The following is a 12,465-nucleotide window of genomic DNA, read 5'->3' as shown; positions in this document are numbered from 1 at the left end:
AAATAAGCATGAAGATGGGAGTCTTCATGCTTATTTCTAATTTGACTTTAGCAAGTAGTTTTTTAATATGATGTTTATAGCTTTCTCACAATCACTGTCGTTATTATCCAAGCACCAGGCTGTATTAAAGTATACCAAAGCTTTTCTGTTATCCTTTAACATAGTATAGCAGTATGCAAGATTAAAAAAATATTTACTATCCATTTTTAAGTTAATAGCTGACTTTAGCAGAGGAATGGCTTTTTTATACTCTTTAAGCTTAATAAAACATACAGCAGAATTATAAAAGGAAGAAGCTTCATTATCCTTATATTTAATAGCTTTTTCATACATATCTATAGCTTTTTTATAATCTTTAGTATTATAGTAATCATTAGCCTTCTGAAAATAGCTCATTTAAATCCTCCTTGAGTGTCTTATATTCTTCTGTTAGATTTCCGTGAAAATCTTATAAAATATAAGATTTAATATTAAGATATTAACCACATATTGGATTTTTATTCAACAAGTAGTAATCTGTTTCTATATAGCTAATATGAATAAATGAGCTAAGAGAGTAAGTTTACAAAGATATATTATCTAGGTTATATACTTAGATTTAATGTTGAGCTTTTACTCTTACCCGTTTTTCAATAAATTCTACAGCTTCATACATTATATAAGCTAGGATAGCTAGTATTATTATACTAAGCATAACTGTGTCCAATTGAGAAATTTGACCTCCAAAGATTATTAGGAAGCCTAGACCATCCTTTGCTACCAAGAATTCTCCCATTATAACTCCGACCCAAGAGAGACCTACATTTATCTTTAATGCTGAAACTAGAGTAGGGATAGAAGCTGGAAGTATAAGATGATTTAAAATTTGTAATTTGGAAGCCCCAAAGGTTTGAAGAAGCTTTATTTTATCTATATCTACTTCCTTAAATCCCGTTAACACAGTTAGAATTGTTACTACTATAGAAATTAATAGAGCTACCAAAATTATAGCTGCAGCACCATTACCAACCCAGAATATAATAATAGGGGCTAGAGCTACTTTTGGAAGAGCGTTAAGGACAACAATATATGGATCTAGAACTTGAGAAACAAAATCAGACCACCATAAGATAATGGCAATTATAGTTCCTAGAATAGTTCCAAGTACAAAGCCAACTATAGTTTCCCAGCAAGTTATCCAAATGTGCTTGAATAAAGCTCCTTCAGCATATAACTTAATGAGAGCCTTCCACATTCTTGACGGAGTACTGGTGAGGAAAGGATCTACCCATCTAAGGTCTCCAGCGATTTCCCAAAGTGCAAAGAATAGTATTAGTATTATAAATCTTGTTGCTATAATCTTTCTTTTTCTTTTAGTTACTCCTTGAATATATAAATCATGTTCTCTAATTTCATCTTTCATTAAGTATTCAACTCCTTCCATATGTCATTAAAGTAAACTCTAAATTCAGGTTCTTCTCTACACTTTAATGGCGAATCGTGATTATTTGCAAACTGGATGTCGAAAATTTTTCGTATTTCTGCAGGTCTCTTAGATAAGACAATTATTCTATTTGACATTGCTATTGCCTCTGAAATATCATGGGTAACCATTATGGCAGTTTTACCCTCTTTTTTTATTATCTTAAATATTTCATCACTTATATTAAGTCTAGTCTGATAGTCTAAAGCGGAGAAAGGTTCATCTAACAATAGTACTTCTGGATTCAGTGCAAGGGTTCTTATCAAAGCCACTTTCTGACGCATTCCACCAGAAAGTTCATCAGGATAATGAGACTTAAAATCCCACAGACCATAGTCTTTAAGAAGTGTGTCTAAATTTTCTTTGTAATCCTTTATAGATTTATGCTGAATTTTAAGCCCTAAAACTATATTGTCCCACACAGTGAGCCATTCAAATAATTGATCTCTTTGGAACATATAACCCATTTTTGTTGAAACAGAGGATAGTTTTTCATTATCAACATGGATTTCACCAAAAGATGGCTTTAAAAGACCAGCAATTATATTTAGAAGCGTTGATTTCCCACAACCAGAAGGACCAACAATAGTTAAAAATTCTCCTTCTTTTACGTCAAAGGATATATTATTTAATGCCTTAGTCCAAGTTTTCAAGGAGTGATAGTTCATATGAATATTGTTAATTGATACCTTGTTCAAAAGATCATCCCCTATCAAATTTTATTTAAAAATATTCTAGTTCATTATATGAATTAGGAGGATATATTGCTAATTTATAATTGTACAGTGTATAACCAAAAATTTGAAATAGACAAAGGCAGATATATGTTATAATATTAATATACAGGGTAATTTTAACAGGTCCTAATAGGAGAAAGCATATAGATTTAAATAAAAATTAATAAAAAGTTAGTTGAATCTTAATTAAAAGTTAATTAAATCTATAGGCTTACATAATAACCGTATATTTAAAAGGTATGGTTATTTTTTTCACTAAAAATTATATATTTAATAGTAAACAAGACATTTAACAAATGGTCTCAGGATTAATATAATGTTGTGATAGGTTTATACTTTCAATCGAACTGTTTTTATTAATTTGTAAAAAGGTGATAAGATTTATGAGAAAGTTATTTCATATAGGACTTGATATTGGGTCAACTACAGTAAAAATCATTGTGTCAGACAATAAAGATAGTATAGTATATAGCAGTTATCAAAGACATTTTTCTGATATAAGAAGCACTATAATCAGCGTTATAAAAGAAGCCTATAAGCATATTAAAGATGCGAATATCACGATAATGGCTACAGGTTCAGGTGGGCTATCTGTATCTAAATGGTTGGATATACCATTTATACAGGAGGTAATAGCATGCACAAATACCATAGAAAGATTTATTCCAATTACTGATGTTGCAATAGAACTTGGTGGTGAGGATGCCAAAATAACCTTTTTTGACGATGGAATAGATCAAAGGATGAATGGAACCTGTGCTGGAGGAACTGGGGCATTTATTGATCAAATGTCATCTCTTCTGCAAACAGATGCTCAGGGTTTAAATGATCTGGCAAAGGGGTATAAGGTGATTTACCCTATTGCTGCAAGGTGTGGAGTTTTTGCTAAAACTGATATTCAACCTTTATTAAATGAAGGGGCGGCCAAAGAAGATATAGCAGCATCAATATTTCAGGCAGTAGTAAATCAAACAATTGGTGGACTTGCTTGTGGCAAATCAATAAAAGGTAATGTAGCTTTTTTAGGGGGGCCTCTTTATTTTTTATCTGAGCTTAGAAAGAGATTTATTGAAACTTTAAAACTAACAGAGAAGCAAGTGATATTTCCTAGGAATTCTCAGTTATTTGTGGCTATGGGAGCAGCACTAGCTTCAAAAAAAGAATCTACTATCTCTTCTAGTGCCTTGGTAGAAAGGCTCCCTAAACTAGAACTTGTTACCACTGGGGAAGTACAGTCCTTAAGACCTCTTTTTAAAGACGAAGAGGAGTTAGCAGAGTTTAGAAAACGTCATAGTAGATATGCTGTTAACAAAAAACGTTTAGAAGATTTTGAAGGAAATTGTTTTTTAGGAATAGATGCAGGATCTACAACTACAAAGGCAGCACTTGTAGATGAGGTGGGAAATCTTCTCTATTCTTTTTACGGAAGCAATGAAGGAAGTCCGTTAAAGTCTGCAATAAATATATTAAAGGACTTATATGGCAGATTAACCTCAAAAGCAAAAATAGTTAACTCAGCAGTTACCGGGTATGGAGAGGGGCTTATAAAATCTGGGCTTTTAGTGGATATAGGGGAAGTTGAAACGGTAGCTCATTACAAGGCAGCAGAGTTTTTTAGGCCAGGAGTAGATTTTATCTTAGATATTGGTGGACAGGATATGAAATGTCTAAAGATTAAAGAAGGTGTTATTGATAGTATCATGTTGAATGAGGCTTGCTCTTCAGGTTGTGGGTCTTTTATAGAAACCTTTGCTCACTCATTAAACATGAATGTTAAGGAATTTGCGGAAACAGCAATAAGCTCAAAAAACCCTGTAGATTTAGGATCTAGATGTACAGTTTTTATGAATTCCAAGGTTAAACAAGCACAAAAGGAAGGAGCTACTGTAGGAGATATATCCGCAGGTCTTTCCTATTCAGTAATTAAAAATGCTCTCTTTAAGGTTATAAAGATAAGAAACCCGAAAGAACTTGGAGGCAAGATAATTGTACAAGGCGGAACTTTTTATAATGATTCTGTTTTAAGGGCCTTTGAACTTATATCAGAAAGAGAGGTAATAAGGCCGGATATAGCAGGTATCATGGGGGCTTTCGGTGCCGGATTAATTGCTAGAGAGAGGTATTTAGAGGGATATAAAAGCACACTGTTAAGTTCTGATGAGTTGGATAAGTTTACTACAGAAGTAGATATGAAGAGATGCGGAAAGTGTGCTAACAACTGTCTTCTTACTATAAATACATTTTCTGACGGAAGAGCCTTTATTTCAGGAAATAGATGCGAAAGGGGAACTGGGTTAGAAAAAGCTGATGTAGATATACCTAATTTATATGATTATAAATATAGGAGAATCTTTAAGTATACTCCTCTTAAAAAGGAGGAGGCTAAAAGAGGCCAAATAGGAATACCAAGGGTACTTAACATGTATGAGAATTACCCTTTCTGGTTTACTTTTTTTACCCAATTAGGATTTAGAGTAGAGTTGTCTCCAAGGTCATCTAAACAAGTATATGAACTTGGAATTGAAACTATACCTTCCGAGTCAGCCTGTTACCCTGCGAAGATAGTACATGGGCATATAGTAAGCTTAGTTAAGAGAGGGGTAAAGTTCATATTCTATCCATGTATTCCTTATGAACAAAAAGAACAGATAGAGGCAGATAATAATTACAACTGTCCTATGGTTACTTCTTACCCTGAGGTAATAAAAAATAATATGGACATTCTAAAGGAAGAAAATATAAAATTTATGAGTCCATTTTTGCCTTTAGATAACAAAAATAGACTGATAAAAAGATTATTTGACGAACTAAGAGAGTTTAATATACCAAAAAGTGAAATCGCTGAAGCTGTTAGGAAGGCTTACGAGGAAGATAGAGCTGTAAAAGAAGATATAAGACAAAAGGGTAAAGAGGTTTTAGAGTATCTTAATGAAACGGGAAAAAGAGGAATAGTACTTGCAGGAAGACCATACCACATAGATCCAGAAATTAACCATGGTATTCCTGATATAATCAGCTCCTATGGAATGGCAGTGCTTACAGAGGACTCTGTAGCGCATTTTGGGGAAATAGAAAGACCTCTAAGGGTTGTAGACCAATGGGTATATCACTCAAGATTATATGCTGCTGCAAGCTTTGTAGCTACTCAGGAAAATTTAGATATAATACAATTAAATTCTTTTGGTTGTGGTTTGGATGCAGTAACTACAGATCAAGTACAGGAAATACTAAATAGTTACGAAAAAATATTTACAGTATTAAAAATAGATGAGGGAAGTAATCTAGGTGCTGTAAAAATAAGAATACGATCCTTAAAGGCAGCTTTAGAAGAAAGAGATGCCAGAGAATTTAAACCACATAAGATTACTTTACTTGATGAAAGAGTTGCTTTTACAAAGGAAATGAAAAAAAATCACACTATTTTATGCCCTCAGATGTCACCAATACATTTTCAATTTTTAGAAGAGGCCTTTAAAGCCTGTGGGTATAATTTAGAAGTGCTTCCTTCAGTAGATAAAAAAGCTGTAGATGAAGGATTGAAATATGTAAATAATGATGCCTGTTATCCGTCAATAATTGTGGTTGGACAATTAATTGAGGCACTTAAATCTAATAAATATGATTTAAATAATATTTCAGTTATGATAAGTCAAACTGGAGGTGGCTGCAGAGCAACAAATTATATAGGCTTTTTAAGGAAGGCATTAAAAGATGCAGGCATGCCTCAAGTTCCGGTAATATCCTTAAACCTTGTAGGTATGGAAAAGAATCCTGGATTTAAAATCACGCCTAGTCTTTTAAATAAAGCAATCATAGGTATTTTATATGGGGACTTATTTATGAAAGTACTTTACAAAATAAGACCATATGAGAAAATTTCAGGATCTGCAAATGTTTTATATGAAAAATGGATTGAAAAATGCAAGGAAAATGTGAGAAACGGAAATCACAAGCAGTTTAAAGAAAATGTTTACTCTATAGTAGAAGATTTTGATACTCTAGAAATTAATAATATAGAAAAGCCAAGGGTTGGAGTAGTAGGAGAAATACTTGTTAAATTCCACCCAACAGCCAATAACAATATAGTTGATATAATTGAAAAAGAAGGTGCTGAAGCGGTAGTACCAGATTTGATGGATTTTTTCCTATACTGCGCTTATGATGCTAAATTTAAATATGAATATTTATCAGGAGACAGAGTAAGTAAGGCTATTCGAGGAGCTGTTATTAAAGTTATCGAGTTCTATAGAAGATATATGAGAGCTGCACTACTAAATAGTCATAGATTTGATCCTCCAGTGGATATAGAAAGATTAGCAGAAGGAGCATCACCTATAGTATCCCTAGGCAACCAGACAGGAGAAGGATGGTTCCTAACTGCAGAAATGGTTGAGCTAATAGAAAGTGGTGCTAAAAATATTATATGTATGCAGCCCTTTGCATGCCTGCCTAATCATGTAACTGGCAAAGGAATGATAAAAGAGCTTAGAAGGAGATATCCAGGAGCTAATATAGCAGCTATAGATTATGATCCAGGAGCTAGTGAAGTTAATCAACTTAATAGAATAAAACTTATGCTTTCAGTGGCATTTAAGGCTATGGAAAGTGAAGCTGCAAGATTGGATAGAGAAGCTAGAGAGCAAATTGCAGCAGAAAAGATAAAAAAATAGGTAGATATAAAATCCATAATGTCTCAAGTATATGGAATATAGTTACATTAGGGCGAGAAAATATAAAATAAGGTTTTGTTAGTTAATAAAAAAAGGCTACAGTAAAGTTTGGGAAATTCCAAAAACTTTATTGTAGTTTTTTTCATTGTAGAAGTATATCAATAAGCTCTTTTATTTAGTCCAAATCCATGTCTTTTGTGGCATTATAAACATTATTAAGTATTTTTTTCAATACCTTTAATACATAAACACTTTCCTCATCTGTAAAACCACTTGAATAAATTGCCATTATTTCTTCGAGAGCTGGGGTGACCAAATGAGCAATTTTTGTACCTTCTTCTGTAAGATACAGTTTATAAAATCTTTTATCCTCTAAATCTTTTTCTCTTCTTACATATCCATTCTTCATAAGAACCTTAACTGCTTTTGCAGTTGTAGCTTTGCCTATTTCTAATCTCTCACTTAATTCCTTTTGACTTATCCCTTGATTTTGTGATATAAGGTAAAAAAATTCATACTGTCCACTTCCAATTTCAATTCCTTCGAGTTTTTTGTTTATCAAACTTTGAGATCTTCTATTAATCGCACCTATGTATTTTCCAAAGGATTCATTTTTCATATCAACATCTCCTTTAAGTTGGTTGCAAAGGAAACTAATTTGAGTATAGCAGATATTAGTTTCCTTTGCAACTATAATGATTTAAATTGTCTTTACTTCTCTATTTATAAAATTCTTAATAAAAAAGTTCAATATTTATATTGACAATATTTCAATATTATATATAATTTTGTATTGTCGCTCTAATTCCAAAAGATATTCATTTTAGTAATTACAGGTTTATCAAATTTTTTCACAATCAACATATCTATCATTAAGTTACAGACTAAATTACTTTAGAACAATAAAATTTCTCTAAATTAATATAATCTCTCATTTAATTTTATAGGAAATCTTATCCTTAATCAAAAAAAGTTTTAAAACTATTATTTTGTTTAGGAGGTTTTTTATGAAAATTAGAAAAGTTACTGCATTATTATCATTAGTAATCATGGCAATTTTTTTTACTTCATGTACAAAGTTAACAGGAGATAAAATAATAAATAATGATAATAAGACTTTGACGGTCCAATCAAATGTATCAATGGAAAGTAACAATGTGAATTCTCAAACCGGAGGCCAAATTGAAACAGTATTTGTAAAAGAAGGTGATACTGTTAAAAAGGGTCAAGTTTTAGTATCAGTAAATAGCGATTCTTTAGCAGCAAGAAAATCTCAGATACAAGCTCAAATAGAAACTGTAACTGCACAGCTCAGTGCATCACAAGCTGCTAGAAATGTTGTGGATTCTCAGCTCCAGGAGGCGCAAAATGGCTCAAGAGAGGAAGAAATTAACCAAGCTAAAATAACTTGTGATCTTGCTGAAACGAATTACAATAGAACAAAACAGTTATTCGATTCAGGATATGCAGCTAAGGAAGTTCTAGATAATGCTCAGTCTCAATTTGAAATTGCAAAAAATAAATATGAGTTACTTAAAAAAGGGACAAGACCTGAGGCTATAGCAAGACTACAGGCACAGGTAGAACAGGCAAGTGCAGCAGTTAATGCTGTAGAAGGACAACTTAAACAGGCTCAAGCTGCATTAGAGGAGCTTAATGTTAACATGAAAAATACTACAATTACAGCTCCGGCAGATGGGGTAATCACTGAGCTTAACGTGAAATCCGGTGATCTTGTGTCCTCAGGAATGCCGCTGATTGTTATCACAAATACTAATGACCCTTCAATAATGTGCAACGTAAGAGAAACTGATATTTCAAAAGTTAAATTGGATCAAAAGGTTTCTATAAAAATTCCTGGCTATAAGGACAAGAAATTTACTGGTAAGGTTGCTAGAATTAACAAAAATGCTGACTTTGCAGTTAAAAGAGCAACAAATGATAACGGGGAATTTGACATATTATCCTATGGGGTTAAAATTCAATTTGATAACTTAGATGTACCTCTTCGTGCGGGAATGACAGCTTTTGTTGACTTTGGAAAGTAAAGAGGTACTTGTTATGAAAGAAAAGATATTTTATGTTTTCAGAAAGTTGGCAGGATTTAAGCATATATTGATCCCTATAATTATGCTTTTAGTAATACCTACTATGTCCAGCTTCATTCTGGGGTACGAATTTAGTGCCCATCAGGTTAGTCGTGTTCCAACTATCATTGTAAATCATGATAACTCTTCAACAACTCAAAACCTTGTAGAGCAAATAAGAACAAATGAAACCTTTAATGTTATAGCATACAGTAATAATGATGATGATATTAAAAGGCTAATAGATGAGGGAAGAGTAGCAGCAGGAATACTTATACCTGAAGGTTTTTCAAGAGACTTATTAAATGGCAAGTCTCCTAAAATTATGACCTTTTATGATGGAGCACAATCTTCATTAGCTAGTTCTGCAAAAGGAAAAATTTCAGAAGTTTTAAGTACTATAAAAACAGGATATTTAATTAGCATAGGCGAAGGAAAACTTGGTCTAAAACCAAACGTAGTTAAGGAAAATATTATTCCGATGACATATACTTCAAGATTTATAGGGAATCCTGCAAAAAATATGCCTAATTTCATGCTGCAGGGAGTTTTATTAGTCATTGCTCAAATGGGAATTGCTTTAGTAGGTGTTATGATAATGGAAAAGGAGAATTATATACGCCTCTTTTTTAAAGGAATCCTTTGTGCTTTAGTAGGAGCGGTTTCTATTTCGCTAACTATTGGGATTCAATATAAATATTTTGCTTTTCCTTATCGAGGCTCTATTATTGCAGCGGTTATATTAACTATACTTTTCAGTATTGGTATGACAAACTTTGGAATACTCATGAATTTGCTTAAAAAAGGGGATAAATTAGCAGCAACGTCCTCCTGCGGCATAATAGGAACAACGCTTATGCTTTCAGGTTATACATACCCATTAATAGCTATGCCCAATGTTTTTTCAACTATAGCAAAGTATATTCCGTTTACATACTTTGCTATACCTATGAGAGATTTATCACTTATAGGGGGCAACATACAAGATGTTTTACCTAGTATTTACTGGCTTTCTAAATTTGTAATTATTATGTGGGGCATTACATTTTTAATATTTATGCTTCAAAGATTACCTAGACGTAAAAAAGCTGAAAAGCCAGAATACAGTGAGGTGGTAGAAATATGAAGTTACTAAAGTTGCTAAAGGAAGAGAAAAATAATGTTATTAGCTTTATTATGACTCCTATAATCGGAATACTTCTTGTAAGTTTTGTTTATAGTAAGGTTTTCGTAGAAAATATTCCTTTCGGAGTCGTAGATCTTGACAATTCGTCCTTGTCAAGAAGCATTGTTCAACAACTTAAAAATCACCCTGGGCTAAAGGTTAACTATTACACAGATTCTCAGGCTGAACTAGAAAATGCAATTAAGAAAAAGCAAGTAAATGGAGGCATTATAATACCTGAAGATTTTAGTAAAAATTTAAGCTTAAAGAAAGCACCTAATGCACTCATATTAGTAGATGGAACTAATATGATTATTGGAGGTAATGCATTAGGATATAGCAGTGCAGTTCTAGGTACGCTAAGCGCAGGTATACAACTAAATGTTTTACAAGGAAATAATCTGTTGCCCTACATAGCGAAAAGTACTCTTGGGACTTTTTCATATGTGGAACGTACACTTTATGATCCTCAATCTAGTTATATTAGAAATTTAGCTTATACTGTTGTACCATTTTCAATACAAATGGTTTTTTTAACGCAATTTATAATGCCGCTTCTAATAGAAAAGAAAAAGGTTTTTTCTTCTATTAAATTACGGTCAAAAGAAGGTATAGAAAACATTTTTAATATTTTAGGAAGAATATTATTGATTTCTATTGTATCTATTATATCGAGCTTTACTGCATTATGTATTATTGGAAAAATGTATAGGCTTCCTCTTCGGGGGGACATAGTGATATATATTGTATTGATGAGTTTGTTTTTTATTAATCTTACAGCTGTAGGATTAGTATTTTCATCCTTTATTAATAATAATGTTTACTTTTTTCAATTTTATCTTATGTCTAACTTGGTTATGATTATGACCTGTGGGGTTACATATCCTGAATATATGATGCCGGGTAGATTTTCACAGGTTGTTAGAGCTTTATGGCCATTTATACATGTTGCAATACCATTGAAGTATTTAAATCTAAAAGGAGTAGGATGGGAGGTTATACTTCCTTATATAAATAGTGGACTTAAATATACTTTATTCTGGCTTCCTATAGGATTGGTTTTATACTCCGTTAGCGTAATTCGCAATAAGAAGGGCAAATTGATGGATATTAATGAAAATGACAATGATGTTGATAATGAAGTTAACATAGCTGTGTAATATAGCGTTAAAAGAACCAAGCGTACTATTTATGCTTGGTTCTTTTAACGCTATATTTTATTGTAAACTGGTACTATAATTTAAAAAATGACATGAAAGGGCTGCTAAGAAGAATGCTAATTATTTTACTATATAGTAGTAAAGTAATTCTATTACTCATATTATGTTATGATGAGTAAATATATGGAGGTCTAATATGTTATCAAATAGCGAATTTGTAAGACAATCCCTGGAGTTAAACCTATTCTTTATGAGAATTGCTAAAGAACACTCTATATTTTTAGAGGCAGCATTTACTACAAGAGATCAACAGTACATTGAACAGTCAGAGGCACTAAAAAATATATTCAGCCAGCTTCTTGTAGAAACTATTAGAATGTCTGAGGGTATAATCAGTCCTGAAGTTGCAAACTCTGGTGAATTAGTAACTGACCTAACTTTAGATGCAGAAAGAGAAACTCAATTCTATACTAATATTAAAGTTAATCCGAACATAACGAGAATGGAAGCATCTCTTGCTATGAGTAGTCCAGGACAGATTTCTATGAATACTGTAAGAATGGTAGAAAATCTAAACAATAGGGCTATAAGAGCGGCACAGCAAATCGCAGGTTTCAAAAGTAATATACTTCAGAATGTTTTATGCTGCAGGATGTTTACAACAAACTATCCACTACTTCTTGACCATATTCTAAGAGAGGCTAAATTTTACCTAAGAATGCTTACCATGCTTCAGAGAAGGGAAGAGTTTAACATAGCAAGAGAAGCCGCATATCAGGAGACCTTCTGGAACAGGATTATGGCTGAACACTCTAAGTTTATCAGAGGACTTTTAGATCCTACTGAGGAAAAATTGTTTGATACTGCAAATAACTTTGGGAAAAAGTTTGATGAGCTTACTCAAGAGGCTAGGAGCCTGTCTCAAGACATGGCACTGCTACCAGAAGTAACTAATAGAAGCCTTAAGAATGCAATAGATATTAGAGATTTTAAAAAACAAGGTACAGAAGGACTAGTACAATGTAAGATTAAGTCTATTGCGTATCCACTTTTAGGTGATCATGTAGTTAGAGAAGCAAATCATTATATAAGAATGTTGAAAAGTTTTAAAAAAGGTAAGATAGAATAAATCCTATATAAAATTTAAATATTAGATTATGTAATGGTCTTCTTAAAAGGCGAAG

The 12,465-nt window shown here is 32.4% G+C and carries 9 protein-coding genes; 5 read left to right on the top strand and 4 right to left on the bottom strand.

The window, feature by feature from the left end:
• Positions 1-36 precede the first annotated feature (36 nt).
• From N4T77_RS16210 to N4T77_RS16200, 3 genes are all read right to left on the bottom strand, one after another.
• Positions 37-396 carry a tetratricopeptide repeat protein gene (locus tag N4T77_RS16210; protein WP_261672886.1) on the bottom strand — a complete coding sequence of 120 codons (360 nt, stop codon included), beginning with the start codon at positions 394-396 and terminating at the stop codon, positions 37-39.
• A 202-nt stretch (positions 397-598) separates the two neighbouring features.
• Positions 599-1,402, bottom strand: coding sequence for an ABC transporter permease (locus tag N4T77_RS16205; protein WP_261672885.1), 804 nt, complete (start codon positions 1,400-1,402; stop codon positions 599-601).
• Complete coding sequence (locus N4T77_RS16200; RefSeq protein ID WP_261672884.1) at positions 1,402-2,160, bottom strand: ABC transporter ATP-binding protein; 759 nt, start codon at positions 2,158-2,160, stop codon at positions 1,402-1,404. The genes N4T77_RS16205 and N4T77_RS16200 overlap by 1 nt, the downstream gene beginning before the upstream one ends.
• 422 nt (positions 2,161-2,582) lie before the next feature.
• On the opposite strand from N4T77_RS16200, the gene N4T77_RS16195 reads away from it, so the two are divergent.
• On the top strand, positions 2,583-6,869 hold the full coding sequence (locus N4T77_RS16195) for a 2-hydroxyacyl-CoA dehydratase (RefSeq protein WP_261672883.1): 4,287 nt from the start codon (positions 2,583-2,585) through the stop codon (positions 6,867-6,869).
• 175 nt (positions 6,870-7,044) lie between these two features.
• Here N4T77_RS16195 and N4T77_RS16190 read toward each other — a convergent pair whose 3' ends face one another.
• On the bottom strand, positions 7,045-7,488 hold the full coding sequence (locus N4T77_RS16190) for a MarR family winged helix-turn-helix transcriptional regulator (protein ID WP_261672882.1): 444 nt from the start codon (positions 7,486-7,488) through the stop codon (positions 7,045-7,047).
• A 388-nt stretch (positions 7,489-7,876) separates the two neighbouring features.
• Between N4T77_RS16190 and N4T77_RS16185 the strand changes: the two genes are divergently transcribed.
• The 4 genes from N4T77_RS16185 (at position 7,877) to N4T77_RS16170 (ending at position 12,410) form a co-directional block, all read left to right on the top strand.
• A complete protein-coding gene (locus N4T77_RS16185; protein ID WP_261672881.1) occupies positions 7,877-8,917 on the top strand; it encodes an HlyD family secretion protein in 1,041 nt (346 codons plus the stop codon).
• A gap of 13 nt (positions 8,918-8,930) precedes the next feature.
• Positions 8,931-10,082, top strand: a complete 1,152-nt coding sequence (locus tag N4T77_RS16180; protein ID WP_261672880.1) for an ABC transporter permease — start codon at positions 8,931-8,933, stop codon at positions 10,080-10,082.
• Positions 10,079-11,281, top strand: coding sequence for an ABC transporter permease (locus N4T77_RS16175; protein ID WP_261672879.1), 1,203 nt, complete (start codon positions 10,079-10,081; stop codon positions 11,279-11,281). The genes N4T77_RS16180 and N4T77_RS16175 overlap by 4 nt, the downstream gene beginning before the upstream one ends.
• A 196-nt stretch (positions 11,282-11,477) precedes the next feature.
• Positions 11,478-12,410, top strand: coding sequence for a DUF2935 domain-containing protein (locus N4T77_RS16170; protein WP_261672878.1), 933 nt, complete (start codon positions 11,478-11,480; stop codon positions 12,408-12,410).
• Positions 12,411-12,465 lie beyond the last annotated feature (55 nt).

This window comes from Clostridium sp. CX1, from assembly GCF_025398335.1.
GTDB lineage: Bacteria > Bacillota > Clostridia > Clostridiales > Clostridiaceae > Clostridium_AM > Clostridium_AM tanneri.
Note: the sequence above shows the minus strand (reverse complement) of the source record. Positions and strands in the feature narration are given on the sequence as shown.